We start from the raw sequence: 25,577 nt of genomic DNA, 5'->3' as shown, positions 1-25,577 counted from the left end.
GGCCCGGGAGTGCACGGTGAGCTTAAGCACTAAACGGGGTGCGTGGCCGCCCAAGGTCTAAGCTGGATGCCATGACTCTTGAGTTTTCACAGCTGGGTCTTGCTCCGGACTTTGTCGACTACACCCGCGGTTGGGCCATCCAGAGCGAACTCCACGACGACGTCGTCGCCGGAAGGGCCCCGAGCACCGTCCTGCTCCTCGAACACGCCCCGGTCTATACGGCCGGCAAACGGACGGAGGATCACGAGCGGCCGTTCGACGGCACTCCGGTGGTCCCGGTGGACCGAGGCGGGAAGCTCACCTGGCATGGGCCCGGGCAGCTCGTGGGATACCCCATTATCAAGCTGAAGAACCGGGCGGGGATCCGCGACTACGTCGAACGCCTCGAATCGGTCATCATCAACGTCCTTGCCGACTACGGCATCCGGTCGGTGCGGATTAAGGGCCGGGCAGGGGTCTGGATCGCAGCGGACGCTAAGGGCCCGGACAGGAAGATTGCCGCCATCGGCATCCGTGTCCACGAGGGCGTCACCATGCACGGGTTCGCCATCAACTGCAACAACGATCTCGCCCCGTACACGCAGATCGTTGCCTGTGGAATCACCGACGCGGGCGTAACAACCATCGCCCGGGAAACCGGTTATGACGTCTCCCCGGCTGACCTTGTTTCCAGAATTACCGAAGAACTGCGCAAGAATGAAGACGCCCTGGTCGCTACCCCCGAAGGAGCTCTACTGTGACATTGGCACCTGAAGGCCGGAAGCTTTTGCGCGTTGAACAGCGCAATTCTGCTGTCCCGGTGGAGCGCAAGCCGGACTGGATCAAGGCCAAGGTCCAGATGGGGCCGGAGTTCGTCCAGCTCAAGAACCTGGTGAAGAAGGAAGGCCTGCACACGGTGTGTGAGGAGGCCGGCTGCCCCAACATCTTTGAGTGCTGGGAGGACAAGGAAGCCACGTTCCTGATCGGCGGCTCGGAGTGCACCCGGCGCTGTGATTTCTGCCAGATTGATACCGGCAAGCCCTCCCCGGTGGACCGGTTCGAACCCACCAAGGTGGCCCGTTCCGTGCAGGCGATGCAGCTGCGCTACGCCACCGTCACCGGGGTGGCCCGGGACGATCTTGAGGACGAGGGCGTGTGGCTGTACGCCGAAACGGTCCGCAAGATCCACGAACTGAACCCCGGCACCGGGGTGGAACTGCTGATCCCTGACTTCTCCGGCAAACCCGAACACATCGCCGCGATCTGCGACTCCAAGCCCGAAGTGTTCGCGCACAACGTCGAAACCGTGCCCAGGATTTTCAAGCGGATCCGGCCGGCGTTCCGCTACGAGCGGTCCCTGGATGTGATCACGCAGGGCCGGAACCTGGGCATGGTGACCAAGTCCAACCTGATCCTGGGCATGGGCGAAACCCGCGAAGAGATCTCCGAAGCGCTCCGGGACCTGCACGAGGCCGGCTGTGACCTGATCACCATCACCCAGTACCTGCGCCCATCCGAGCGGCACCTGCCGGTGGACCGGTGGGTCAAGCCGCAGGAATTCGTGGACCTGCAGGACGAAGCCACCGAGATCGGCTTCCTCGGCGTCATGAGCGGCCCGCTGGTCCGCTCCTCCTACCGCGCCGGCCGGCTCTGGGCCACCGCGATGCGCAAGAAGGGCTGGGACATCCCGGCAGAACTCGCCCACATCGAGTCCTCCGGCACCACCCGCCAGGAAGCCAGCTCCCTCCTCGCAGCAGCCCGCTCCTGACCCCAAAAACTCTTCATCCCAAAGGGCCGGCACCGGATGACTCCGGTGCCGGCCCTTCGGCTTTGGTCACGTAGAATTGAGTCACTATGGCGAAATCCCCTGATTCCAGCAACTCCACTCCGTCTGGCTCCAGCGCAGTCAAGCGTGGCCTCTTCTCCCGCAAGCCGAAAGAAGCAAAGGTCAAGAAGCCCAGCCGCCTCAAGCAGATCGGCGAGGTCTTCACCATGACCCGCCGCCACGACCCCATGGTTCCGTGGCTTATGCTGCTGGTTTTCCTTGGCGTTGTGGCTGTCAGCTTCCTGGTGGGCTTCTGGCTTGAGAACTGGATCACGGGCCTGATTATCGGCATCCCGCTGGGCCTGCTGGGAGCCACGCTGATTCTCTCGCGGCGCGCCGAACGCGCGGCCTTCGCGCAGATCGAAAACCAGCCCGGTGCCTCCGGCGCCGCGCTCGGAACGCTTCGGCGCGGCTGGATCACGGAGGAACAGCCGGTCGCCGTCAACCCGCGCACGCAGGACGCTGTGTTCCGCGCCATCGGCCGTCCCGGCGTCGTGCTTGTCAGTGAAGGCCCCACGCACCGTGTGAAGCCGCTGCTGGACGCGGAACGCAAGCGGCTGGCGCGGATCCTTCCCAACGTCACTGTGCACGTCATCGAAAGCGGCCGCGGCGAGGGCCAGGTCCCCATCAGCGAGGTGGCGAAGAAGATGGGCAAGCTGAAGAAGGAACTGACCAAGCTTGAGGTGAACGCCGTGTCCAAGCGGATCGCCTCGCTGGGCACCCGGCTCCCCATCCCCAAGGGCATCGATCCCTACAAAGCCCGCCCCAACCGCGGGCGCTAGAGCCTACGCCCCGGTCCCGGCATCAAGCCCGGACCGGGGCTTTTTTATGGCCGGCCAACGCCGCCCCACAGCGACTACAAAACAGGACAGGACAACGTGGAACAGGACAAGGTGAAACAGGACAAGGTGAAACAGGACCAGAGGAAATCTCCCGTGAGGAGTGTCGCCCTCCGCGCTTTCCGGATTCTCGCGGTCGCCGAAGCGGTCAGCTGGGCGGCGCTTCTGGTGGGCATGTATTTCAAGTGGATTGCCGGCACCACGGAAATCGGCGTGCAAGTGGCCGGACCCGTCCATGGTGCCCTGTTTGTGGGCTACGGCATCGCGGCGCTGGCACTCTGGCGGCTGCAGCGCTGGCCGTTCATTGTGGCCCTCTTCGCAGGCCTGTCCGCCGTCTTCCCGTTCGCCACCCTCTGGTTTGAGCGCTGGGCCGGCAAGCGCGGGTACCTTGCGGCGGCCGCAGCCGGGCTTCCGGCAGCGAAGGAAGCCAGCCGCGTCTGATTCCCGGAACCGCTACCGGCGCAGAAGCAGCGTGTTCATCGCCTTGTCGTGGAGGCCGCGGTGATCCGGATCGAAGATGACGGCGGGAACCACCAGGCACAGCAGCAACGACCTCACCAGCGCGGCCAGCGGTCCCGGCGCTCCGCCGGCGGCGTTCACCACGTGGATGCCGGCGGCGCGGTGCCCGATGCTGTAGCCAAGCGTGCCCACCAGGAGGATTTGTTCGACGGCGAAGATCGCCAGGGTGGCCCATGCATCGCCCCCGAAGGCAAAGTTGCTGATGAGCAATGCAATGGCCCAGTCGATCATGAGCGCCAGGATCCTGCGCCCGGCCCGGGCAATGGAGCCGGGTCCGGACTCCGGCAATCCAAGACGCTCACCCGGATACTTCGAGATGCCGGAGGTGTCAGGGCCGGTGAGCCAGGAGCCAATGTCTTTGCGATCTACCACCGTCCAAGTTTACTTCGGTTCCCCCGCCCACAGTGTGGAAGCGGTTAGACCACAGTGTGGACGGCGGATAGCCTTGCCATAACAGGGCTTTCTGTAACCTGCCCGAAACAATGCGGACACGGACGGGAAATGCCGCGTCCATAGGCTGTTAGCAGTTTCAAGCACATCCACGGCAGGCCTTTACAGCGGGTACTTTCAGCAGGGAAACACTGCGGCGTTTCCCTGCTTTGGATTGCGCTGGATCAGATGGCTTTCACGCCAGATAGTTACATATGCGTTAGGAGCATAGATGTTCAAGACTGCGGACGAGGTCCTCAAATTCATCAAAGACGAAGACATTAAATTCGTCGATATCCGCTTCACCGACCTTCCCGGTGTCCAGCAGCACTTCAACGTCCCGGCCAAGAGCGTTGACGCCGACTTCTTCATCAACGGCCAGCTTTTCGACGGATCCTCCATCCGCGGTTTCCAGGGCATCGCCGAGTCCGACATGCAGCTGATCCCGGACGTCACCACCGCGTTCCTGGACACGTTCCGCATGGAGAAGACCCTCGCGCTGAACTTCTCCATCGTGAACCCCCGCACCGGTGATCCGTACCACCGCGACCCCCGTGGCGTGGCTGAGAAGGCCGAAGCCTACCTGGCCTCCACCGGCATCGCCGACACTGCATTCTTTGCTCCGGAAGCAGAATTCTTCGTCTTCGACAACGTCCAGTACCAGTCCTCCCCGCAGGGCAGCTTCTACAAGATCGATTCAGAGGAAGCGCACTGGAACACCGGCCGCGAAGAAGAGGGCGGAAACCTCGGCTACAAGACCCCCGTCAAGGGCGGCTACTTCCCGGTCTCCCCCACTGACAAGCAGGCCGACCTGCGCGACGCCATGTGTGTTGCCCTGGACGAAGCCGGCCTCGAGGTCGAGCGCAGCCACCACGAAGTCGGCTCCGCCGGCCAGGCTGAGATCAACTACAAGTTCACCACCCTGACCCACGCTGCTGATGACCTGCAGAAGTTCAAGTACGTCATCAAGAACACCGCAGACGCCTGGGGCAAGTCGGTAACCTTTATGCCCAAGCCGGTCTTCGGTGACAACGGCTCCGGCATGCACTGCCACCAGTCGCTGTGGAACGGCGGCGAGCCGCTGTTCTACGACGAGAAGGGCTACGCCGGCCTGTCCGACACCGCCCGCTGGTACATCGGCGGCCTGCTCAAGCACGCGTCCGCCGTGCTGGCCTTCACCAACCCGACGGTGAACTCCTACCGCCGCCTGGTCAAGGGCTTCGAAGCTCCGGTCAACATGGTCTACTCGCAGGGCAACCGCTCCGCCGGTATCCGTATCCCCATCACGGGCACCAACCCCAAGGCCAAGCGCATCGAATTCCGCGCACCGGACCCCTCCTCCAACCCGTACCTGGCATTCGCTGCCCAGCTGATGGCCGGCATTGACGGCATCCGCAACCGCATCGAACCGCCGGCACCGATCGACAAGGACCTCTACGAGCTCCCCGCAGAAGAAGCCAAGGACATCCCCAAGGCTCCGGGCACTCTTGAGGAAGCCCTGGAGGCCCTGGCCGAGGACAACGAGTTCCTGCAGGCCGGCGGCGTGTTCACCCAGGACCTGATCGACACCTGGATCGAGTACAAGTACGAGAACGAGATCCGGCCGCTGTCCCTGCGCCCGAACCCCTACGAGTTCGAGCTCTACTACGGCGTCTAGCCGGAACACGCGGCTGACGCGGGCATAGTCCGCCGGCAGTCCGCGGGAATCTCTTTACAGGAAAGGCCGGCCCCAATTTTTGGGGCCGGCTTTTCTGCTGCCCTGATCGGTTGAGGACTGCGGCTGCCTGCCCGGATCTGCTGGGGACTGCGGCTGCCTGCCCGGCTTGGGCGGCGCTACCGGGCCGGTCGTGCTTCTTCCTCTTCCCCCATGCCGGATGCTTGTACGGCAACCCTGGCGAACCCCGCCGGCAGTTCGGCGTCAGGAGACGCGAGGATCACAGTGCTGCGCTCCGCTGTGTCCACGTTGCTTACTTCCCCGTTGTACAAATCATTGGCCTCGCGCTTCAACCCGGCACCTACCGCCTCGTCCAGTTGCTTGCCGCCCATGGACCACTTGAAGTCGTAGCTGTAGGTGGGCGCCCAACCATGGATGGCATCGGCAACACTGGAGAACGTGAACTGGCGTCCTTCGTCATCGAAGGCGGTCACCATGTACATATTGAGTGGTTCGGTGCCCTTGCGGTTATCCACGTCCGCCACCAGGTATGCAACCGGCGCTGCTCCAACCTTGACCCTGTAGGCCTCGATCGCCGCTACGGCAGGGTCCGTCGCAGGCGTCGGCAAGGCGAACGTTATTTCGGCACCCGACGCGGTCGTGAGCCTGTAGGGTCCTGCGGGCATTGCCCCCTGCACTGCCGCGGCTGCGGGTGATGCCGCGCTTGAAGCCGCGGCGCCCGCTATCGGGCCGTCCTGCGCCGTTGGCGCTGAACAGGCCGCGAGCATGAGAACAACGGCCGGCAGGGCCATCCTGATCCGCTTCATGGCTTCCCAAAAGTACGCTTGTAAGGTGGGGATCCGGCTCCAGACGTGCTGAGACCGGGAACCGGATCCCCTGGCGATGCTCCCCGAGACGAAGACTTTGCAAGCCTTCCCCCCAACAAGGTTTGAAGAACACCGTCAATCCACATACTCGATCAATCCGGCACCAAGCGCAACGTCGGGCTGCCCGATTACGGCGTGGCGGACCTGTCGAAGCTCCGGAACATGATCCGTTGCGGTCCCGCAGAGCCCCCCGAATATTGCCCCCGGTCCTCAAAGCCGGCGCGGCGATAGGCGGATAATCCCGCCGGATTCGCTTCGTTGACGGAAAGGACGACGCCGGTCTCACCGGTCCCGCGCCTGATGCTGAGTTTTTCCGCGGCCGCCACTGCGGCGGCAGCACCCAGCGGACCAAGGCCTTTGCCCTGTTCCCGCCGGTCTATCAGGAAGCCCCGCAGCAGCCAGGCTGAATCGTCATCCGGCCAGCCCGCCAGCCGGGCTGCGCCGGCCTGCAGGGTGAGCACGCCGACGGCCCGGCCGAGGAATTCAATCACGTAGGGACGCCGGGACTCCTCGGCCAACCCCGCCAGGACCATCCGCAGCGGATCACCGACGAACTGTTCCTGTCCTGGCCCCAGTTCAAGTTCCGCCACTGCGCCCAGCTGGATGGCGCGTGCGTCGTCGTCGAGGTCCTGAAGCGAAATCAGCCAGACGACGGGGTCCGGGCAGCTCAGGACTGCGGGCCGGCGGAACCGTCACCGGGCGCGGCTTCAGCGGCCACGGCGTCAGCCGGCGGACCGGCGGGATCCATCCATGTCACTTCCCAGAGGTGGCCGTCCGGGTCCTGGAAGCTGTGGTTGTACATAAACCCGTAGTCCTGGGGGTCCTGGGAAGGGGACCCGCCGGATTCCAGCGCGGTCCTGACTGCCTCATCCACTGCCTCCCGGCTGTCAACGGAGTAGGCGATGATCGCTTCCGCGGAGTCCTTGCTGTCGGCAACATTCTTGGACGTGAAGGTCTTGAAGAAGGTGTCCACGAGGAGCATAACGTAGGCATTCTCGTTGATGATCATGCACGTGGCGTTCTCATCCGTATAGTCCGGGTTGAAGGAGAACCCGAGGGCCGTGAAGAAGTCCACCGAGCGTTTCAGGTCTTTGACGGGCAGGTTGAAAAAGATTTGGGTAGCCATGGGCTCAAAGTAGCACCGGCGCCGGACAAGTGTCAGCCACTCCCACCGAACAGCGGGCACCCATCCGGTCAGTGGCCGTAGAAAACGCGCTCAAAGACAGCCCTGGCCCGGCGGCTGACGCGCAGGTAGTCCTCTTCCAGGACCGCGGCCTGGCCGGGTTCATAACCGCACCAACGGGCCACGGCTTCCAGGTCGCGCCGGGAGGAAGGAAGCAGGTCCGAGGCCTTGCCGTTCCAGATAACGTTGGCAGACCTGATCCGGCTGGCAAGGCGCCAGGCCGCCGCCAGCAGTTCCGCGTCCTCCCCGTCCAGCAGCCCGGCCCGGGTTGCTGCCTCAAGGGCCCCGATGGTGGACGTGGTCCGCAGCTCCTCGTGCTTGCCGGCATGCTGCAGCTGCAGGAGCTGGACCAGCCACTCAACGTCGCTGAGCCCGCCACGGCCCAGCTTGAGGTGCCTGGCGGGATCGGCCCCGCGGGGCAGGCGTTCAGATTCAACCCTTGCCTTGACCCGCCGGATTTCGCGGATATCCTGCTCCGAAATGGAGTCCGGATACCGGATGGGGTTGATGAGTTCCAGGAAGTCCCCGGCCAAGGCGTCGTCGCCGGCCATCGGCCGTGCACGCAGCAATGCCTGGGCCTCCCAGATGAGCGACCAGCGCCGATAGTATTCGGCAAAGGAGTCCAGGGAGCGCACCATCGCTCCGCTCTTGCCCTCCGGCCGCAGGTCGGCGTCCACCTGCAGCACCCGTTCAGCCATGATGGCCGGTTTCAGCGGCTGGGTCAGGAGGCTGGAAACCTTCGCTACGATCCGCGCTGCCTGCTCCTGCGCCTCCTCATCCGTAAAGCCAGGCAGTGCCCGGTGGACATACATCACATCGGCGTCGGACCCGTAACCGATCTCGCGGCCGCCCTGGCGGCCCATGGCAACCACCAGCACAGCGGTTTTGAGGGGTCCACCGGCTGAGACCAGGCCTTCCGCCACCCTCAGGGCACCCAGGACCGCCGCCCGGTCCGTGTCAGCCAGCGCCACCCCCACCTCGTCCTGGCTCACCAGACCGGCAGAATCGGCAATCGCGATCCGGAGAGTCTCGCGCCGGCGAATCAGGCGGATCAGCCGCATGGCACTCCCGGGGTCCGCATGGCGGGACATTTTGGAGGTGATTTCCTGCCACTGCGCCTCGAACGTTACCGGGACGAGGTCCTTATCCTGGCCCAGCCACGCCACCGATTCGGGGGACACCTCCAGCAGGTCCGCGATCAGCCGTGAATTCGAGAGCATGTGACACAGACGCTCTGCAGCAGCGTTGGAGTCCCGGAGCATGCCCAAATACCAGTGGGTGGTGCCCAGGGCCTCGCTGACCCGGCGGAAGGCGAGGAGGCCGGCGTCGGGATCCACACCTTCGGCCAGCCAGTCAAGCAGGATGGGCAGCAGTTGCCGTTGGAGGGCCGCCCTGCGGCTCACACCGGCAGTGAGGGCTTCAATGTGGCGCATGGCGCCCTTGGGATCCCGGTAACCAAGGGCAGCGAGCCGGCCCTGGGCGGCTTCGGGCGTAAGCCTGGCGTCCTCGCTGCTGAGTTTGGCTGCGGTGTTGAGCAGCGGCCGGTAGAAAATCCGCTCATGCAACTCACGCACCGAACGCTTGGTTTTCTGCCAGGCGGACAGCAGGGCGTCCGGGTGCGGGCGTTCATTGGAGAACGGCCCCAGAACCGCCTTGGCCAGCGCCCGGAGCGCCGGTTCGCCGACCGGCATCAGGTGCGTCCTGCGGAGCTGGAAGAGCTGGATGCGGTGCTCCAGCAGGCGCAGGTACCTGTACGCGTTGTCGAACGCCGCGGCATCAGTCCGTCCGATGTAACCGCCTGCTGACAGGGCGGCGATGGCGGAGGTCGTGTCCCGCCGGCGCAGGGTTTCGTCGGACTTGCCGTGGACCAGCTGGAGCAGCTGCACCGTAAACTCCACGTCGCGGAGTCCGCCGCGGCCGAGCTTGATCTGGCGCTGTTCCTCCGCCTGCGGGATGTGTTCCGTGACCCGGCGCCGCATGGCCTGCACCGATTCGACGAACCCGTCCCGGCTGGCTGAGCTCCAGATCAGCGGCGAGATGGCCTCCTCGTACTGCCGGCCAAGGGCAACATCGCCGGCGATGGTGCGGGCCTTCAGGAGGGCCTGGAACTCCCAGCTTTCGGCCCATCGCGCGTAGTACGTCTGGTGGGAGGCAAGGGTGCGCACCAAGGGCCCGGACTTCCCTTCCGGGCGGAGGTTGGCGTCCACTTCCCACAACCCGGGTTCACGGGCGACAGATGAAATGGCACGGGAAATCCCGCTGGCCAGGGCAGTGCCAATGGTGCTGCCCTGCGCGTCCTCCAGGCCGCCCGTCTCCACCACGTAAATGACGTCGACGTCGGAAATGTAGTTAAGCTCCCGCGCTCCGCACTTGCCCATCCCGATAACGGCAAGGCCGACGTCGGCAACGTCCGAAGCGCTGAACTGGCCGGCTGCCTCGGCACGCGAAACAGCGAGGGCGGCTTCGATGGCAGCGCCGGCGAGGTCCGCGAGCTCGCCGCCCGCCAAGGGCAGGAAGTCCAGTGGATCGGCCGCGCACAGGTCCTTGATGGCAAGATCCACCACGCCCCGTCGGTAGGCCGTCCGCAGCGCCGCGTACGCCTCCGTACCGGTGATTCCGGCGACGGGGCGGGCGGCCCGCGGGTCAGCACCGACCGATTGAAGGAGGACAGCGCGCAACGCCGCCGGGTCCGCCTGCACGGGCTCGGGGCTGGGCCGTACGTCGAACGCATCGAGGTGTTCGGGGTGGCGGATGAGGAACTCCCCCAGCGCCTCCGAAGCACCCAGCACGCGGTAGAGCGGTTCGCTGGTGTCAGTGTCAGCGCCTGCCAGCTCCCGGAGTGCCGGATGCTTTTCAATCAGCCGCACCAAGGACTGAAGGGCCGTGTCCGGGCTTGCTGCCAACTGCAGGCCCGCAAAGAGCCGGTCTTCGTCCAGTCCTTCAAGCTCGCGGGCAGCCAGGAACCGCTCGCCCTTTTCCAGGTCACTGAAGCCGGCCGAAATCAGGCGCCGTGCGAGGCTCACAACCGAAGCCTAGAGAATGCCCAGGTTGCGCTGCAGCTCATAGGGCGTTACCTGGAGCCGGTAGTCCTGCCACTCGGCGCGCTTGTTCCGCAGGAAGTGTTCGAACACCTGCTCGCCCAGGATCTGCGGCATCAGTTCGGAGTCCTCCATGGAGCGGATGGCGTCATGCAGGCTGGCGGGAAGGGGATCGTGCCCCATGGCGCGGCGCTCCGCCGAGCTCAGCGACCAGACGTCGTCCTCGGCGGCAGCAGGAAGGTCGTAGCCTTCCTCGATGCCTTTCAGCCCGGCACCCAGCAGGACGGCGTAGGCAAGGTAGGGGTTGGCGGCGGAGTCGATGCCGCGGTATTCGATCCGGGCCGACTGGCCTTTGCCCGGCTTGTACAGCGGTACGCGGACCAGGGCGGAGCGGTTGTTGTGTCCCCAGCTCAGGTAACTGGGAGCCTCACCGCCGCCCCACAGGCGCTTGTAGGAGTTCACGAACTGGTTTGTCACCGCAGTGAACTCGGGGGCGTGCTTGAGGATGCCGGCAATGAACTGGCGCGCGGTCTTGGACAGCTGGAATTCGGCGCCGGCCTCGTAGAAGGCGTTGGTATCGCCCTCGAACAGGGAGAAGTGCGTGTGCATGCCGGAGCCGGGGTGCGCGGTGAAGGGCTTGGGCATAAAGGTGGCGTAGGTCCCCTGCTGGAGCGCCACCTCCTTGATGATGGTGCGGAACGTCATGATGTTGTCCGCCGTCTGGAGGGCATCCGCGTAGCGCAAATCAATTTCGTTCTGCCCCGGGCCGGCTTCATGGTGGCTGAACTCCACCGAAATGCCCACCGATTCCAGCATGGTGACCGCCGTGCGGCGGAAATCCTGGGCCACGCCGCCCGGGACGTGGTCAAAGTAGCCGCCCTCGTCAACCGGCACCGGGGCACCGTCCGGACCTGGCGCCTGTGACTTGAGGAGGTAGAACTCGATTTCAGGGTGGGTGTAGCAGGTGAATCCCATGTCAGCGGCTTTGGCCAGGGTGCGCTTGAGGACATTGCGGGGGTCAGCGGTGGAAGGCTCACCGTCAGGCGTCAGGATGTCACAGAACATGCGGGAGGTCTGCTCGGTTTCGCCGCGCCACGGGAGGATCTGAAAGGTGGACGGGTCCGGCTGCGCGAGCATGTCGGACTCAAAAACCCGGGCCAGCCCTTCGATGGCTGAACCGTCGAAACCGAGGCCTTCCTCGAACGCGCCTTCTACTTCCGCCGGCGCCAGCGCCACGGACTTGAGTGAACCCACGACGTCGGTGAACCACAGGCGCACGAAACGTACGTCGCGCTCTTCGATTGTGCGCAGGACAAACTCTTGCTGGCGGTCCATGATGGCCTCTTCTCCGGTCAACGTCCATGCCCCGGTCCGCAGAATGCCGGCAGCAGTTCACAAACACTGTACTAAGCAATTGATGCTGATGCTGGAGCCTGCGGGCCGCGTAACACAGCGTTAACACGAAGGCCGGAGAATGCGCACCGGCACCAGCCGCGGCACGGCACGCCGCCGGCGCCTCCCTTATGACGCGAATCACCCTGGCCTGGGACACCGCCGGTAGCTAGGACCGCCGGTGCCGCACTACGCTCATGCCATGGCCTCAAGCAACAGCCCCGACTCAAGCATGTCCGCCGACGTCCCCGCCCCCTACGGCAGCGGACCGGGCCAGGGCGCGCCGCCATCCCCGGAGCGGAAGCCGGCCAAGGTGCGCATCCACCACCTCCAGCAGGCCAAGAATGAGGGCACCAGGTTCGCCATGCTCACCGCCTACGAGCAGTACACGGCGGAAATCTTCGACGCCGCCGGCATCGAGGTGCTCCTGGTGGGCGATTCGGCGTCCAACAATGTCTTCGGCAACGAGACCAGCCTTCCGGTTACCGTGGACGAACTGCTGCCCCTGTGCCGTGCAGTGGCCAGATCCGCAAAACGCGCCCTGATCGTGGCCGACCTGCCGTTCGGCAGCTATGAGGTTTCCCCGGAGCAGGCCGTCGCCGCCGGCGTCAGATTCCTCAAGGAAGGGTTGGCGCACGCCGTCAAAATCGAGGGCGGCAAATACTACGCGCCCACCGTCCGGGCCATGGTGCAGGCAGGGATCCCGGTGATGGCCCACATCGGTTTTACGCCGCAGAGTGAGCACGCACTGGGCGGATACCGTGTCCAGGGCCGCGGCAACGACGCACAACGCCTGATTGACGACGCCGTGGCGCTGGCGGACGCCGGCGCCTTCAGCGTGCTGATGGAAATGGTCCCCGCGGAGACCGCCGCAGCCGTGGATAAGGCCGTCACCGTTCCCACCGTCGGCATCGGCGCCGGCAAGGAAACCACCGGCCAGGTGCTGGTCTGGCAGGACATGGCCGGACTCCGGGGCGGCAGGATGGCCAAGTTCGTCAAGCAGTACGCGGACCTTCGCTCCACACTCCTGGCTGCCGCTGCCGCCTACGGTGAGGACGTCAGGACCGGCCGGTTCCCCGGGCCCGAGCACTCTTTCTAGCCGCAGGGCCCCGGTAAGCAGTGTCCCGGGAAACGGGGTCCCGGGAAGCAGGGTCCCGGTAAGCAGTCCGGCGCCACGCCGGCCCGCCCCGCGTACCCCTCAGTCGTCGTCGTCCTTTTCCCAGGATTCATTGCGGGCGCGGACCTTCTCCAGGGCGTGCTCCGCTTCCTGCCTGGTCTTGTAGGGGCCGATCAGCTGGCTCCAGTCCGAGAGCCGGTCCTCCTCCACCTCGTGGGTCTTGATGTTGTACCAGTACTCAGTCATCGTTGTTCCCCGTTCCGGCAGGCAGGAACCGGCGTGACGCGCGTAACTTATACAGTTACGCGGGACAGTCGCGGCTCCCGGTTGTTAGGCCTTCTGTGGTGCCTTATATGATCAATCTATGCCTTCCCTTGCCTCGACTGCACCCATCGGCACCCTCACCCCGGGAACCGTCAGCCCGCAGCGTCCCGTACCGGCGTCCATCCCCCGCCCTGAGTATGTGGGCAGGCCGGCGCCCGCGAAGTTCACCGGCTCCGAGGTCAAGTCCGCGGAAACCGTCGAGAAGATCCGCGTGGCCGCAAAGATCGCCGCGCAGGCCATCGTGGAAGTGGGCAGGCACATCGAGCCGGGCGTCACCACTGACCAGCTGGACAAGGTGGGCCACGAGTTCCTCCTTGACCACCATGCCTACCCCTCCACCCTCGGCTACCGGGGATTCCCCAAGTCCTTGTGCTCGTCGCTGAACGAGGTCATCTGCCACGGGATCCCGGACAGCACCGTGGTCAATGACGGCGACATCCTTAACATCGACATCACCGCCTACATCGACGGCGTTCACGGCGACACCAACTACACCTTCCTGGTAGGAGATGTTGACGAGGAGTCCCGCCTGCTCGTTGAACGGACGCAGGAATCGCTGAACCGTGCCATCAAGGCCGTTGCCCCGGGACGCGAGATCAACGTGATCGGCCGGGCCATCCAGTCCTACGCCAAGCGCTTTGGCTACGGGGTGGTTCGGGACTTCACCGGGCACGGCGTGGGCGAAGCGTTCCACACTGGACTCATCATCCCGCACTACGACGCCGCCCCCGCCTACAGCACGGTGATTGAACCCGGCATGGTGTTCACCATCGAACCGATGCTGACGCTGGGCACGGTGGAGTGGGACATGTGGGCCGATGACTGGACCGTCGTCACCCGGGACCGCAAGCGCACCGCCCAGTTTGAGCACACCCTGCTGGTCACCGAGTCCGGCGCGGAGATCCTTACCCTGCCCTGACCCCAGCAACAGCACGCTGCCCGGCACCTGTTACCGGTGAGCCAGCGCGCTGACCACGCAACCACCCGGGGCCGGCTGCCCGCCGCCCCTTCCCTGCCCGCCCCTGCCACGAACGGAAACCCATTGGCCAAGAAGGACGAGAAGTCGCACAAGAACGCCCCGCTGATCGGCATCGACATCGGAGGCACGGGAATCAAGGGCGGCATCGTCGACCTGAAGAAGGGCAAACTGCTGGGTGACCGGTTCCGCGTCCCCACCCCTCAGCCTGCCACCCCGGAATCGGTAGCCGAGGCAGTGGCACTGGTGGTCTCCGAGCTCTCGGCCCGCCCCGAAGCCCCCGCTGCCGGCTCCCCCGTGGGCGTCACCTTCCCCGGCATCATCCAGCACGGCGTGGTCCACTCCGCCGCCAACGTGGACAAGAGCTGGCTCAACACCGATATCGATGGGCTGCTGACGGCACGCCTGGGCCGTCCCGTCGAGGTCATCAACGACGCCGACGCCGCCGGCCTCGCGGAAGCCCGCTACGGCGCCGGGGCCGGGGTTGGCGGCACAGTCCTGGTGATCACCCTCGGCACCGGAATCGGCTCAGCCTTTATCTTCAACGGCAAACTCGTACCGAACGCAGAGCTGGGCCACCTGGAAATCGACGGCCACGACGCGGAAACCAAGGCTTCCGCCGTGGCCCGTGAAAGGGACGGCCTCACCTGGGACGAGTACAGCGTCCTGCTCCAGCGCTACTTCTCCCATGTGGAGTTCCTGTTCTCCCCCGAACTGTTCATTGTGGGCGGGGGCATTTCGAAGCGGGCTGACGAGTACCTGCCCAAGCTCAAGCTCCGCACGCCGATCGTGCCTGCGGTCCTGCGGAACGAGGCCGGCATCGTTGGTGCCGCCATCGAAATCGCTTTGAAGCACAAGCTCGCGAAATAGCGGTGGGCGCTTCCGGCACCGCCACCCGCGGCGTCGTGGTGGTCACCGGTGCCAGCCGCGGCATCGGGGCAGCCATCGCCCGGCTCGCAGCCCGCACGGGATACGCCGTCGTGGTGAACTACTCTGCCGACGCTGACGGTGCCGGGGCCGTGGTAAGGGACATAACCGCCGACGGCGGCACGGCAGTTCATGCCGAGGCAGACGTCAGCGATCCCGCCGCAGTCCGCACCCTGTTCGACGCCGCCGCGCGGCTTGGGCCGCTGACGGCAGTAGTGAACAACGCCGGCATCACGGGCAACCTGATTGGAAACCTCGTGGACGTGCCTGCAGAGAACGTCCGGCGGGTCATGGATGTCAACGTGACCGGGATGATCTACGTCTGCCAGGAGGCGGTGCGGCGCCTGGACAGCAAGGCGGGCGGCGCCGGCGGATCGATCATCAACATCTCTTCCACGGCAACCAAGGCAGGTTCCCCCGGAACCTGGGCGCACTACGCAGCGTCCAAAGGGGCCGTGGATGTGCTCACCACAGGCCTCGCCGCTGAAGTGGCACAACAAGGAATCCGGGTTAACGCAGTTGCTCCGGGCAGCACCAACACCGGCCTGCATGCGGCGGCCGGGATGCCGGACCGCGTTGAGCGGCTCAACCCGACCATTCCGCTCGGCAGGGGCGCTGAACCTGATGAGGTAGCGGCCGCTGTCCTGTGGCTGATGTCTGCGGAGGCGGGCTACATCACCGGCGCAGTGCTGCCTGTTTCAGGGGGAAGGTAACCGGCCTGTCCCTCCGCGGGCGGCAGGGTGTGGTGCCGGTGGCGGTTGCGGCTTCCCCTCCGCTGCCGCCACCGGAGTTTACAGCGCGCTCTTTTCGGAGCTTTTGGCACCCTTGGCAGGTGCGCGCTTTGCGTCCTCTTCGGCTTCCTGGCGGAGCAGGGCGATGGCCGTTTCAAAGTCCTCGAGGGACTCGAAGGCCTGGTAAACGCTCGCAAAGCGGAGGTAGGCCACCTTGTCCAGCTTCTGCAACGGACCGAGGATAACGAGTCCCACCTCGTGGGCGTCGATCTCGGCGGCGCCGGATGAGCGGATCTGCTCCTCGACTTCCTGGGCGAGCAGGGCAAGGTCGTCCTCGCTGACCGGGCGTCCCTGGCAAGCCTTGCGGACACCGTTGATGACCTTGCTGCGGCTGAAGGGCTCCCCCACGCCGGAACGCTTGATGACGGACAGGCTGGTGGTCTCCACGGTGGTGAACCTGCGCCCGCACTCGGGACACTGGCGGCGCCGGCGGATGGCGGAGCCGTCGTCAGCCATGCGGCTGTCCACCACCCGGGAATCGGGGTTGCGGCAGAACGGACAGTACATGGCGTCCCTTCCTTCGCTTGATGTTCTTCGCCTGATCTTCCCCGCTTGATGCATCGCTGCGGCAAGGCAGGACGCAGGCGCGTACTGACTCTTAGTTTACGTCCGGCTGCAGACTAATCACAAGCCTGTAATTACTACATGTTGTGGTGGCGACCACTAGATAGCGGAAGCGCGCGGGTCCTGGCCGGGGAACCGGGCCGTTACCGCTTCGCCGTGGGCCGGCAGGTCTTCTGCGCCGGCCAGGCTCACGATGTGGCCGCTCACTTCCGCCAGCGCCTCCCGGCTGTAGTTCACTACCTGGATGGCCCGCAGGAAGGTGGTGACGTTCAGGCCCGACGAGAAAGCCGCCGTGCCGCTGGTTGGCAGTACATGGTTGGAGCCGGCACAGTAGTCCCCCAGGCTGACCGGGCTGTAGTCCCCCACGAAGATGGCTCCGGCGTTGCGGATCCTGGCGGCCACACCGGCGGCGTCCCGGGTCATGATTTCCAGGTGTTCGGCGGCGTAGGCGTCACAGGCAGCGATGCCCTGTTCCAGGTCGTCCACGAGGACCACTCCGGACTGCGGGCCGGACAGTGCTTCGCGGACCCGGCCGGAGTGCTTGGTGGCCACTGCCTGCCGGTCAAGTTCGGTGCATACGGCATCGGCCAGGTCCTCGGAATCCGTGATCAGCACCGAGGCTGCCTTGGGATCGTGCTCGGCCTGGCTGATCAGGTCGGCGGCAACCAGGGCGGGCTGGGCCGTGGAGTCCGCCAGGATGGCGATCTCGGTGGTGCCGGCCTCGGAATCGATTCCCACTGCGCCCTTCACCAGGCGCTTGGCCGTGGCGACGAAGATGTTGCCCGGCCCGGTCACCACGTCCACCGGTTCCAGGGCAGGCCCGGCCTCCGTTGCAGGTACCCCGTAGGCGAAGGCGGCAATGGCCTGGGCGCCGCCGATGGCGTACACCTCGGTGATGCCAAGCAGCGCAGCCGCAGCGAGGATGGTGGGATGCGGCAGGCCGTCGAACTCCTTCTGCGGAGGCGATGCCAGGGCAATGGACTCCACCCCGGCGGCGAGGGCCGGGACAACGTTCATAATCACGGAGGAGGGGTAGACGGCCAGCCCGCCGGGCACGTACAGGCCCACGCGGGCCACCGGCACCCAGTTCTGGCTTACCAGCGCGCCGTCCCCGAGCTGGACCTCCACATTGCGCGGACGCTGGCCGTCTGCGAACCGGCGTGCCCGGCTGATCGATTCCTCCAGCGCCCGGCGGACGGCCGGGTCCAGGTTCTGAAGCGCTGCCGCGAGTGCCTCCTGCGGAACCAGCGGGTGGTTTTGCGCCACCCCGTCGAAGCGCAGGGCCAGTTCGGCCAGGGCTTCGAAGCCCCGCTTTCGGACGGCCGCGATAATGTCGAGGACCTTTTCCTCCGCGTCGGCTACCGTCTGGCCCTGGGCGCGCGGCACCGCAGCGCGAAGTCCGGCGAGGGTCAGGTTCCGGCCGCGAAGGTCAATGGTCCGGAAGGTGACGGCGGCAGCGGCGGGGGTGGCGGGAAACTCCGAAGAAATGGTCACCGCACTATTTTACGGGCCCAACTGCAAGGTGCCGCGACCGGTCCGTGCCGCCGTCGTCCTTTCCACCGTCGCCCTTCCTGCCCAGGAGGTGCATCAGCTCCAGGACGAAGACGGACACGGCAGTGGCAGCGGGCCACAGCAGCAGCACCGGCAGGGCGCGCAACGAAAAGGCGATGCTGGCGTTGGCCGAGGCGTCCACTTCGGGCCCCCACAGCTGCGCCGACAGCAGGCCTGCCTGCCAGGCGAGGACCGCGCCGCATAGTGCGCCGGCCAGCCCCATCAACAGATCGGCCTGCTGGTCCCGGCGCTTTTTGTCCGCCAGGAACACCGCCAGGAGGCACCCCGCGAAGACCAGCAGCCCGGCCAGCGTGAGGTCCCTTGGCAGCCACACCCGGGGGTTGGTGCCGGCGGCGAGGGCCGGGTCGCGGGTGATCAGGTTGAGGCCGCCCGGCGCCAGGAGCCACCATAGGATTCCCGCGGGCACGCCCGCCGCTGCCGGGACGGCGAGCATGGCCCAAGGCAGCCGCGGACGTCCCCGGCGGGTTGATGTCGTCATGCAACAAACCTTAACAAATGTTCCGCCGGCTTAACTGCCGGACGTGGGGCTTCAAGAGTTTCCCTGCCCGGCCAACGGGACCATACCCTTGAAGGAGAGCAGGCAGCCATCCACCACCAGGAGTTCCCGTGACCGTAAATGACGTTCCGTTCGAACGGACGTTCCGGGAGATGTTCCGGCGCCATGCAGCCGGCGTTGCCATCATCACGGTTAACTACCAGGACAAGCCGTTCGGTTTCACCGCCACCTCCGTGGCGTCGCTGTCAGCGCAGCCGCCGCGTTTCACCTTTAACATGGCGCGCAGTTCCAGGTCCTGGCCTGCCGTGGCCAACACCAGCTACCTCGGGGTTCATATGCTCGGCCTGGAGAACCAGCAGCTCGCGGACCGGTTTGCCGGGGCAGGCAACCGCTTTGAGGGCGACCACTGGGATGTCGGGCCGCACGGGGTGCCGGTGCTCAAGGATGTGGCTGGCTGGTTGATCGGCGAGGTGCAGATGCGCCTCTCGTTCGAGAACAACGCCGTTGTGGTGGTCCAGGTGGTTGATGGCCAGGTGGGCGGGGACGGGTCCCCGCTGCTCTACCACGGGGGCGGCTACAGCCAGCCCGTGCCGCTCGACTACGAGATCTGAGAGCCCCAACAAATCGCGGCCGACGGCGGGACGTCCTCCCGCCGTCGGCTGCTGTTTGCTGCCCCTCCCCGGTGGCCCTCAGGCGTCCAGGCAGGCGGGGCCAAGCAGTACCTTCAGGTCGCCGAAGAGCGACGGGCTCGGGTTCACGCGGAGGTGGACCGGCAGGCCCATGATTTCTGTCCTGGTGTCGCCTTGCAGGTGCAGGCGGACTTCCGAATTCCCGCGGTGCGTCCGGAGCACATCGCCCAGCTCGGTGACGACAGCCTCTGTGGCCTTGTGGGTGGGCATGGTGATCACCAGTGGTCCGTTCAGCCCTTCACTCAGGTCCGGAACAGACAGTTCCATGCAGTTGAGGGTGATTGCGCCGTCGTCACGCTTCTGCAGCCGGCCCTTGACCACCACGATCAGGTCCTCGGCAAGCACCGAGGCGATGGGTCCGTAAACCTGGCCGAAGAACATCACTTCCATCGAACCGCCCAGGTCCTCCACCTCGGCCCGGGCGTAGGCGTTGCCGCTGGCCTTCGCGATACGCCGGCTCAATGAGGTGATCATGCCGGCGATGGTGATGATGGCGCCGTCCTGCGGTCCGTCCTCGCCCAGGACGGACGTGATGGTCATTTCGGCGTGCTGGCTCAGCACCCCTTCGAGGCCCTGCAGCGGGTGGTCCGACACATACAGCCCCAGCATGTCCCGCTCGAAGGAGAGCTTGTCCTTCTTCTCCCACTCCGGCAGGTCGGGAATATCAATGCTCAGCGACGACTCCGACTCCGCTTCCTCAAAGCCGGCGAAAAGGTCGAACTGACCAATCGCTTCGTTGCGCTTAAGCGTGATAACCGAATCGATGGCCTCCTCATGGATCATCGCCAGGGCGCGGCGGTGATGGCCGAGTGAATCGAAGGCGCCGGACTTGATGAGCGATTCGATGGTGCGCTTATTGCAGACCACTGCCGGCACCTTCATCAGGTAGTCCTTGAAGGACGTAAACGCACCCTCGCTTTCGCGGGCGGCCACCATGGCCTCCACCACGTTGACACCCACGTTGCGGATGGCGCCCATGCCGAAGCGGATGTCGTTGCCCACAGGAGTGAAGTTCAGCGCGGACTCATTAACGTCCGGCGGCAGCACGGTGATGCCCATGCGCCGGCATTCGTTCAGGTAGATGGCTGACTTGTCCTTGTCGTCGCCCACGGAGGTGAGCAGCGCGGCCATGTATTCCGGCGCGTAGTGGGCCTTGAGGTACGCGGTCCAATAGGAGATCACGCCATAGGCAGCGGAGTGTGCCTTGTTGAAGGCGTAGTCCGAGAAGGGCAGCAGGATGTCCCACAGGGTCTTCACGGCCTCCATGGAGTAGCCGTTGTCCTGCATGCCCTGGGAGAAGCCCGCAAACTGCTTGTCCAGCTCGGATTTCTTCTTTTTACCCATCGCGCGGCGGAGGATGTCTGCCTGGCCCAGCGAGTAGCCGGCCAGCTTCTGGGCCACCGCCATGACCTGCTCCTGGTACACGATCAGGCCGTAGGTCCCGCCGAGGATCTCCTTGAGGGGCTCCTCCAGTTCCGGGTGGATCGGGATGACTTCCTGGATGCCGTTCTTGCGCAGTGCGTAGTCGGTGTGGGCGTTCGCGCCCATGGGCCCCGGCCGGTACAGCGCGAGAACGGCCGAGATGTCTTCGAAGTTGTCAGGCTTCATCAGCTTGAGCAGGGAGCGCATCGGCCCGCCGTCGAGCTGGAACACTCCCAGCGTGTCGCCGCGGGCCAGCAGCTCGTAGGACGGGGCGTCGTCGAGTTCCAGGGACTCCAGGTCAAGGTCGATGCCGCGGTTCATTTTGATGTTTTCCAGGGCGTCGGAAATGATCGTGAGGTTCCGCAGCCCCAGGAAGTCCATCTTGATCAGGCCAAGGCCCTCGCAGGTGGGGTAATCGAATTGCGTGATTACCTGGCCGTCCTGGATGCGGCGCATGATGGGGATAACGTCGATGATCGGGTCCGAGGACATGATCACGCCGGCGGCGTGGACGCCCCACTGGCGCTTCAGGCCCTCAATGCCCAGCGCGGTCTCGAACACCTTGGCGGCTTCCGGGTCCGTGCTGATCAGCTGCCGGAAGTCGCCGGCTTCGCCGTAGCGCTTGGCCTCAGGGTTCTGGATGTCCGCCAGCGGGATATCCTTGGCCATCACGGCCGGGGGCAGCGCCTTGGTCAGCTGCTCGCCCATGCTGAACGGATACCCCAGCACGCGCGAGGAGTCCTTCAGCGCCTGCTTTGTTTTGATGGTGCCGTAGGTGACGATCATGGCAACGCGCTCGTCGCCATACTTGCGGGTCACGTAGTCAATGACTTCCGGACGGCGCCGGTCATCGAAGTCGACGTCGAAGTCGGGCATGGAGACGCGGTCAGGGTTCAGGAACCGCTCAAAGATCAGGCCGTGGCGCAGCGGGTCCAGGTCGGTGATGCGCATGGCGTAGGCCACCATGGAGCCGGCGCCGGAACCACGGCCGGGACCTACCCGGATGCCGTTGTTCTTGGCCCAGTTGATGAAGTCCGCCACCACAAGGAAGTAGCCGGGGAAACCCATGGACGTAATAACGCCCAGCTCGTAGTCGGCCTGGGCCCGCACCTCGTCCGGAACACCGGCGGGGTAGCGGTACTCGAGCCCCTTGGCTACTTCCTTGACCAGCCACGAGGTTTCGTCCTCGCCGGGCGGGCAAGGGAACCGCGGCATGTAGTTGGCGCCGGTGTTAAAGGAAACCTCGCACCGCTCGGCGATCAGGAGGGTGTTGTCGCAGGCATCGGGGTGGTCCCGGAACAGCTCACGCATCTCCTGCGGTGACTTCAGGTAGTAGCCGCTGCCGGAGAAGGCGAAGCGGGAGCCGCCGTTGTCGTACGTCGGTTCCAGGAGGGTGGAGCCGGACTGGATGGCCAGCAGGGCCTCGTGGGCCTTGGCGTCGTGCTCGTGGGTGTAGTGGAGATCGTTCGTGGCGACGAGGGGAAGGTTCAGGTCCTTGGCGAGCCGGAGCAGGTCCCCCGTAACCCGGCGTTCGATGTCGAGCCCATGGTCCATCAGTTCGCAGAAGTAGTTCTCGGCACCGAAGATGTCGCGGAACTCGGAGGCGGCCTCAAGCGCCTCGCGGTACTGGCCCAGCCGCAGGCGCGTCTGGATCTCCCCGGAGGGGCAGCCGGTGGTGGCAATGAGCCCTTCGGAGTAGGTGTTCAGCAGCTCCCGGTCCAGCCGCGGCCATTTGCCGAATACCGCGTCCAGGGAAGCGATGGAGGACGCCCGGAAAAGGTTACGCATGCCCGCGTTGTTGTAGCTGAGCAGCGTCATGTGGGTGTACGAGCCGCCGCCGGAAATATCGTCCTTGCGCTGGTGCTCCTCGCCCCAGCGCACCCGGCTTTTGTCACCGCGGGCCGTTCCCGGAGTGACGTAGGCTTCGACGCCGATAATCGGCTTGATCCCCTTGTCGGTGGCCTTCTTCCAAAAGTCGAAGGCGCCGAAGAGATAGCCGTGGTCCGTCGTGGCGATGGCGGGCATGCCCAGCCGTTCGGTTTCGTCGAACAGCTCTCCGAGCCGTGCGGCACCGTCCAGCATTGAATACTCGGTGTGGTTGTGGAGATGGACAAACGAGTCGTTGCTGGAAGTCACCGCACTATTCTATGCGCTGGGCCGGCCCGAGATTGGCTAGGCCTGGCCGGACTCCAGCACTTCGAGGGCAAACGCGAGGTCCTGCGGGTAGTCGCTCACTACACGTACCGGCTCGCCTGTTACCGGGTGTTCAAAGCCGAGCTCGCGGGCATGCAGCCACTGCCGCGTCAGGCCGAGCGTGGCGGCCAGGCGGGGGTCGGCGCCGTAGGTGAGGTCACCGGCGCAGGGATGCCGCAGTGCCGAGAAATGTACCCGGATCTGGTGGGTGCGTCCGGTTTCCAGGTGCACCTCCACGAGGCTCGCCTTGCCGAAGGCTTCCACTACTTCGTAATGGGTTACGGACGGCCGCCCGTCCTCAATGACCGCGAACCGCCAGTCATGTCCCGGGTGCCGGCCGATCGGCGCGTCAATGGTGCCGACCAGCGGATCGGGCAGGCCCTGGACCACTGCATGATAGACCTTGTCCACGGTGCGTTCCTTGAAAGCCCGCTTCAGGGCCGTGTAGGCGCGCTCGGACTTGGCGACCACCATCGCCCCGGACGTCCCGACGTCAAGCCGGTGGACGATGCCGGCGCGCTCGGGCGAGCCCGAGGTGGAGATGCGGTAGCCTGCTCCCGCAAGGCCACCCACCACCGTGGGGCCCACCCAGCCCGGCGAAGGATGGGCAGCCACACCCACGGGTTTGTCGACGACGACGAAATCGTCGTCGTCCAGCAGGATCTTCAGGCCTTCCACAACTTCCTCCACGACTTCCAGGGGGTCACGCCGTTCCGGCAGGCTCACCTGGAGGACGTCTCCGGCCACGAGCTTGGCTGACTTGCCCAATGCTTTGCCTCTGCTGAGGACATTGCCTTCAGCAATCAGGGTGGCCGCGAGGGAACGGGAAATTCCCAGCAGCCCGGCGAGGCCCGCGTCTGCGCGGGACCCCGCAAATTCTTCCGCGACGACGACGCGCTCAGGCATCGCTGGACTTCTCCTTGCGCTCATGGGTGAGCCGGGTTCCGTCCATGGCGATTCCGCGCAGCGTCAGGATGCAGATGATCACGACGGCGGACACTACAGCTGAGTCGGCGATGTTGAAGATTGCGAAGTTGGGCAGCTGGATGAAGTCCACGACGTGCCCCATCCCGAAGGACGGTTCCCGAAAGAGCCTGTCGGTGAGGTTGCCCAGCGCGCCGCCCAGCAGCAGGCCGAGGGCCAGGGACCACCAGATGGAGCCCAGTTTGCGGACCTGGAACAGGATGGCCACGGCTACGGCGGCCATGATGATGGAAAACACCCAGGTGATGTTTTCCCCGATGGAGAAGGCCGCCCCGGAGTTCCTGATGAAGTACCAGTGCAGCAGCGGCGGGAGTACGGGAATCCGCTCCCCTTCAACCATCGTGGACGTGACCCAGATTTTCGTCAGCTGGTCCAGGATGTAGGCAAACACTGCGAACCCGGCAAAGAGGGACAGCAGCACGGCCCTCCGGGGACGGGGTGAGGGCGGTACGGGGCGTGCCGGGTCGGCGGCGAGTTCGTCAGTCATGGTGCTTTCATTCGTAAGACCTGTGTCAATGCCAAAAGCCGGTGGCCGAGGAATCCCCAGCCACCGGCTTTCAGAATACGTGCCAGCCGGATTAGTTGGCTTCGCTGACTTCCGGCGTTGCCACTGAACCGCGGGCATCAAGATCGCGGAGCTGGCCCTCGATGTAGGCCTTCAGGCGTGAGCGGTAGTCGCGCTCGAAACCGCGGAGCTGCTCCACCTTGCGCTCGAGCACGGAACGCTGCTGTTCAAGTGCTCCGAGGATCTTGCGGGACTTCTCCTGGGCATCGTTGACGAGGCTGCTGGCTTCGATCTGCGCCTCCGCGATGATCTTGTCCTTCTGTGCCTGTCCGTCTGCGACGTGGCGGTCGTGCATCTGCTGGGCCATGGCGAGCAGGCCTGCGGCGGACTCGGCTGTGGCCGTGGTGGAGGTGGCCGGAGCGGCGGCAACGGGCGCGGCAGCTGCCGGAGCGGCAGGCTGGACGTCCTTCTTCTTGCGCTCTTCGGCGGCCTTGGCTTCGGCTTCTGCCTTCTCGCGTGCTTCGTCCTTGTCGGACTTGACGGGCGCGGGGACCTTCTCCACCACGGGTGCGGCGGCAGAGGCGGCGGGAACGCTGGACCCTGCTTCGGCAAGCTTCTTGCGAAGTTCGTCGTTTTCCTGGTTCAGGCGGCGGAGTTCAACAACGATCTCGTCCAGGAAGTCATCAACTTCATCCTGGTCGTAGCCTTCGCGGAACTTGGTCGGCTGAAAGCGCTTGTTGACAACGTCTTCTGGCGTCAAAGCCATCTGGTCACCTCACTGGTCTGGTTAGTCAGTAGGCCTTCCGGCCGTCAAAACTACGGTACCTAAAGTTGGTCTGGTTCCTCTAATTCAACACTGCGGTGTCAAACTCGGGTTTTCTTCACATTGCAGTAGTGGTTCCCGGCGGGTTCCATCCATGCGCTGCTGGTCTGGCGGGTAAATCAGGCGAGGCTTCTGGTGATCCCCATGGCAATGCTGACGGCGATGAACAGGACCAGGAAACCCAGGTCCAGCGAGATACCGCCCAGGCGCAGCGGCGGGATCAGCCGGCGCAGTCCGTTCAGGGGCGGGTCCGTGATGGAGTAGACGGCGTGCGCCGCCACCAGGGCCGCTCCCCGGGGACGCCACTCCCGGGCGAACATCTGGACCCAGTCGAAAACCAGGCGGATGATCAGTGCCACGAAGAACAGCAAAAGCGCGAGATAGACAAGCCCGAAAACAATTCCCATGACTTAATTCATATCTCCATGTCCATAGTGGTTACCGCGGTT

General features: G+C 65.1%; 25 protein-coding genes. 10 read left to right on the top strand and 15 right to left on the bottom strand.

What is annotated here, in order from left to right; genetic code table 11:
- Window positions 1–71 precede the first annotated feature (71 nt).
- From lipB to M1D93_RS08200, 4 genes are all read left to right on the top strand, one after another.
- A complete protein-coding gene (gene lipB, locus M1D93_RS08215; RefSeq protein WP_461174619.1) occupies window positions 72–740 on the top strand; it encodes a lipoyl(octanoyl) transferase LipB in 669 nt (222 codons plus the stop codon).
- Window positions 737–1,747, top strand: coding sequence for a lipoyl synthase (gene lipA / locus M1D93_RS08210; RefSeq protein ID WP_461174618.1), 1,011 nt, complete (start codon window positions 737–739; stop codon window positions 1,745–1,747). The genes lipB and lipA overlap by 4 nt, the downstream gene beginning before the upstream one ends.
- Before the next feature lie 86 nt (window positions 1,748–1,833).
- On the top strand, window positions 1,834–2,586 hold the full coding sequence (locus tag M1D93_RS08205) for a DUF4191 domain-containing protein (protein WP_461174617.1): 753 nt from the start codon (window positions 1,834–1,836) through the stop codon (window positions 2,584–2,586).
- 153 nt (window positions 2,587–2,739) lie between these two features.
- On the top strand, window positions 2,740–3,084 hold the full coding sequence (locus M1D93_RS08200; protein ID WP_461174616.1) for a DUF3817 domain-containing protein: 345 nt from the start codon (window positions 2,740–2,742) through the stop codon (window positions 3,082–3,084).
- A gap of 12 nt (window positions 3,085–3,096) precedes the next feature.
- On the opposite strand, the gene M1D93_RS08195 is transcribed toward M1D93_RS08200, so the two are convergent.
- Window positions 3,097–3,534 (bottom strand): RDD family protein, encoded by a 438-nt coding sequence (locus M1D93_RS08195; RefSeq protein WP_461174615.1) that lies wholly within the window; start codon window positions 3,532–3,534, stop codon window positions 3,097–3,099.
- 289 nt (window positions 3,535–3,823) lie between these two features.
- Here M1D93_RS08195 and glnA (M1D93_RS08190) point away from each other — a divergent pair, with 289 nt between their 5' ends.
- A complete protein-coding gene (glnA, locus tag M1D93_RS08190; RefSeq protein WP_050055503.1) occupies window positions 3,824–5,248 on the top strand; it encodes a type I glutamate--ammonia ligase in 1,425 nt (474 codons plus the stop codon).
- A 176-nt stretch (window positions 5,249–5,424) separates the two neighbouring features.
- On the opposite strand, the gene M1D93_RS08185 is transcribed toward glnA (M1D93_RS08190), so the two are convergent.
- The 5 genes from M1D93_RS08185 to glnA (M1D93_RS08165) form a co-directional block, all read right to left on the bottom strand.
- Window positions 5,425–6,072: a hypothetical protein gene (locus M1D93_RS08185; RefSeq protein ID WP_461174614.1), complete on the bottom strand. Its 648-nt coding sequence runs from the start codon at window positions 6,070–6,072 to the stop codon at window positions 5,425–5,427.
- Between the two features lie 188 nt (window positions 6,073–6,260).
- A complete protein-coding gene (locus M1D93_RS08180; RefSeq protein WP_461174966.1) occupies window positions 6,261–6,803 on the bottom strand; it encodes an N-acetyltransferase in 543 nt (180 codons plus the stop codon).
- Window positions 6,800–7,258, bottom strand: coding sequence for a VOC family protein (locus tag M1D93_RS08175; RefSeq protein ID WP_461174613.1), 459 nt, complete (start codon window positions 7,256–7,258; stop codon window positions 6,800–6,802). The genes M1D93_RS08180 and M1D93_RS08175 overlap by 4 nt, the downstream gene beginning before the upstream one ends.
- Window positions 7,259–7,326: 68 nt before the next feature.
- Complete coding sequence (locus M1D93_RS08170) at window positions 7,327–10,338, bottom strand: bifunctional [glutamine synthetase] adenylyltransferase/[glutamine synthetase]-adenylyl-L-tyrosine phosphorylase (RefSeq protein WP_461174612.1); 3,012 nt, start codon at window positions 10,336–10,338, stop codon at window positions 7,327–7,329.
- Between the two features lie 9 nt (window positions 10,339–10,347).
- Complete coding sequence (glnA, locus tag M1D93_RS08165; RefSeq protein WP_461174611.1) at window positions 10,348–11,688, bottom strand: type I glutamate--ammonia ligase; 1,341 nt, start codon at window positions 11,686–11,688, stop codon at window positions 10,348–10,350.
- A 259-nt stretch (window positions 11,689–11,947) separates the two neighbouring features.
- On the opposite strand from glnA (M1D93_RS08165), the gene panB reads away from it, so the two are divergent.
- The gene (panB, locus tag M1D93_RS08160) at window positions 11,948–12,844 is read left to right on the top strand and encodes a 3-methyl-2-oxobutanoate hydroxymethyltransferase (RefSeq protein ID WP_461174610.1); all 897 of its coding nucleotides are present in this window, start codon (window positions 11,948–11,950) and stop codon (window positions 12,842–12,844) included.
- Between the two features lie 99 nt (window positions 12,845–12,943).
- Here the strand turns inward: panB and M1D93_RS08155 are convergent, their stop codons facing one another.
- A complete protein-coding gene (locus M1D93_RS08155; RefSeq protein ID WP_461174609.1) occupies window positions 12,944–13,108 on the bottom strand; it encodes an SPOR domain-containing protein in 165 nt (54 codons plus the stop codon).
- 118 nt (window positions 13,109–13,226) lie between these two features.
- On the opposite strand from M1D93_RS08155, the gene map reads away from it, so the two are divergent.
- From map to M1D93_RS08140, 3 genes are all read left to right on the top strand, one after another.
- The gene (gene map, locus M1D93_RS08150; protein ID WP_461174608.1) at window positions 13,227–14,105 is read left to right on the top strand and encodes a type I methionyl aminopeptidase; all 879 of its coding nucleotides are present in this window, start codon (window positions 13,227–13,229) and stop codon (window positions 14,103–14,105) included.
- A 123-nt stretch (window positions 14,106–14,228) separates the two neighbouring features.
- Window positions 14,229–15,032 carry a polyphosphate--glucose phosphotransferase gene (gene ppgK / locus M1D93_RS08145; RefSeq protein WP_461174965.1) on the top strand — a complete coding sequence of 268 codons (804 nt, stop codon included), beginning with the start codon at window positions 14,229–14,231 and terminating at the stop codon, window positions 15,030–15,032.
- A 2-nt stretch (window positions 15,033–15,034) separates the two neighbouring features.
- Window positions 15,035–15,802 carry an SDR family oxidoreductase gene (locus M1D93_RS08140; protein ID WP_461174607.1) on the top strand — a complete coding sequence of 256 codons (768 nt, stop codon included), beginning with the start codon at window positions 15,035–15,037 and terminating at the stop codon, window positions 15,800–15,802.
- A 78-nt stretch (window positions 15,803–15,880) separates the two neighbouring features.
- Here M1D93_RS08140 and nrdR read toward each other — a convergent pair whose 3' ends face one another.
- The 3 genes from nrdR to M1D93_RS08125 form a co-directional block, all read right to left on the bottom strand.
- Complete coding sequence (gene nrdR, locus M1D93_RS08135; protein ID WP_461174606.1) at window positions 15,881–16,387, bottom strand: transcriptional regulator NrdR; 507 nt, start codon at window positions 16,385–16,387, stop codon at window positions 15,881–15,883.
- A 156-nt stretch (window positions 16,388–16,543) separates the two neighbouring features.
- Window positions 16,544–17,938: a histidinol dehydrogenase gene (gene hisD, locus M1D93_RS08130; protein WP_461174605.1), complete on the bottom strand. Its 1,395-nt coding sequence runs from the start codon at window positions 17,936–17,938 to the stop codon at window positions 16,544–16,546.
- Window positions 17,939–17,942: 4 nt separating this feature from the next.
- The gene (locus tag M1D93_RS08125) at window positions 17,943–18,494 is read right to left on the bottom strand and encodes a hypothetical protein (protein ID WP_461174604.1); all 552 of its coding nucleotides are present in this window, start codon (window positions 18,492–18,494) and stop codon (window positions 17,943–17,945) included.
- Window positions 18,495–18,622: 128 nt separating this feature from the next.
- On the opposite strand from M1D93_RS08125, the gene M1D93_RS08120 reads away from it, so the two are divergent.
- On the top strand, window positions 18,623–19,123 hold the full coding sequence (locus M1D93_RS08120; protein ID WP_256247450.1) for a flavin reductase family protein: 501 nt from the start codon (window positions 18,623–18,625) through the stop codon (window positions 19,121–19,123).
- Between the two features lie 78 nt (window positions 19,124–19,201).
- On the opposite strand, the gene dnaE is transcribed toward M1D93_RS08120, so the two are convergent.
- The 5 genes from dnaE to M1D93_RS08095 all read right to left on the bottom strand — a co-directional run bounded on the left by dnaE (window position 19,202) and on the right by M1D93_RS08095 (window position 25,535).
- Window positions 19,202–22,759, bottom strand: a complete 3,558-nt coding sequence (dnaE, locus tag M1D93_RS08115; protein ID WP_461174603.1) for a DNA polymerase III subunit alpha — start codon at window positions 22,757–22,759, stop codon at window positions 19,202–19,204.
- Window positions 22,760–22,795: 36 nt separating this feature from the next.
- Window positions 22,796–23,722, bottom strand: a complete 927-nt coding sequence (locus M1D93_RS08110; RefSeq protein WP_163163060.1) for an RluA family pseudouridine synthase — start codon at window positions 23,720–23,722, stop codon at window positions 22,796–22,798.
- Window positions 23,715–24,287: a signal peptidase II gene (gene lspA / locus M1D93_RS08105; protein WP_461174602.1), complete on the bottom strand. Its 573-nt coding sequence runs from the start codon at window positions 24,285–24,287 to the stop codon at window positions 23,715–23,717. Before lspA ends, M1D93_RS08110 begins: the two co-directional genes overlap by 8 nt.
- 91 nt (window positions 24,288–24,378) lie before the next feature.
- A complete protein-coding gene (locus tag M1D93_RS08100) occupies window positions 24,379–25,071 on the bottom strand; it encodes a DivIVA domain-containing protein (protein ID WP_461174601.1) in 693 nt (230 codons plus the stop codon).
- Between the two features lie 176 nt (window positions 25,072–25,247).
- Window positions 25,248–25,535 (bottom strand): YggT family protein, encoded by a 288-nt coding sequence (locus tag M1D93_RS08095; RefSeq protein WP_461174600.1) that lies wholly within the window; start codon window positions 25,533–25,535, stop codon window positions 25,248–25,250.
- Window positions 25,536–25,577 lie beyond the last annotated feature (42 nt).

Source organism: Arthrobacter sp. Z1-9 (assembly GCF_054792695.1).
The sequence above is the reverse complement of the archived record's forward strand: the minus strand, read 5'-3'. Positions and strand labels throughout refer to the sequence as shown.

Excerpts from the sequence above, each read along its gene's own strand:
- lipB (WP_461174619.1), top strand. The coding sequence starts at position 72 with ATGACTCTTGAGTTTTCACAGCTGGGTCTTGCTCCGGACTTTGTCGAC.
- M1D93_RS08205 (WP_461174617.1), top strand. The coding sequence starts at position 1,834 with ATGGCGAAATCCCCTGATTCCAGCAACTCCACTCCGTCTGGCTCCAGC.
- glnA (WP_050055503.1), top strand. The coding sequence starts at position 3,824 with ATGTTCAAGACTGCGGACGAGGTCCTCAAATTCATCAAAGACGAAGAC.
- M1D93_RS08185 (WP_461174614.1), bottom strand. The coding sequence starts at position 6,072 with ATGAAGCGGATCAGGATGGCCCTGCCGGCCGTTGTTCTCATGCTCGCG.
- M1D93_RS08175 (WP_461174613.1), bottom strand. The coding sequence starts at position 7,258 with ATGGCTACCCAAATCTTTTTCAACCTGCCCGTCAAAGACCTGAAACGC.
- glnA (WP_461174611.1), bottom strand. The coding sequence starts at position 11,688 with ATGGACCGCCAGCAAGAGTTTGTCCTGCGCACAATCGAAGAGCGCGAC.
- panB (WP_461174610.1), top strand. The coding sequence starts at position 11,948 with ATGGCCTCAAGCAACAGCCCCGACTCAAGCATGTCCGCCGACGTCCCC.
- M1D93_RS08155 (WP_461174609.1), bottom strand. The coding sequence starts at position 13,108 with ATGACTGAGTACTGGTACAACATCAAGACCCACGAGGTGGAGGAGGAC.
- map (WP_461174608.1), top strand. The coding sequence starts at position 13,227 with ATGCCTTCCCTTGCCTCGACTGCACCCATCGGCACCCTCACCCCGGGA.
- nrdR (WP_461174606.1), bottom strand. The coding sequence starts at position 16,387 with ATGTACTGTCCGTTCTGCCGCAACCCCGATTCCCGGGTGGTGGACAGC.
- M1D93_RS08125 (WP_461174604.1), bottom strand. The coding sequence starts at position 18,494 with ATGACGACATCAACCCGCCGGGGACGTCCGCGGCTGCCTTGGGCCATG.
- M1D93_RS08110 (WP_163163060.1), bottom strand. The coding sequence starts at position 23,722 with ATGCCTGAGCGCGTCGTCGTCGCGGAAGAATTTGCGGGGTCCCGCGCA.
- lspA (WP_461174602.1), bottom strand. The coding sequence starts at position 24,287 with ATGACTGACGAACTCGCCGCCGACCCGGCACGCCCCGTACCGCCCTCA.
- M1D93_RS08100 (WP_461174601.1), bottom strand. The coding sequence starts at position 25,071 with ATGGCTTTGACGCCAGAAGACGTTGTCAACAAGCGCTTTCAGCCGACC.
- M1D93_RS08095 (WP_461174600.1), bottom strand. The coding sequence starts at position 25,535 with ATGGGAATTGTTTTCGGGCTTGTCTATCTCGCGCTTTTGCTGTTCTTC.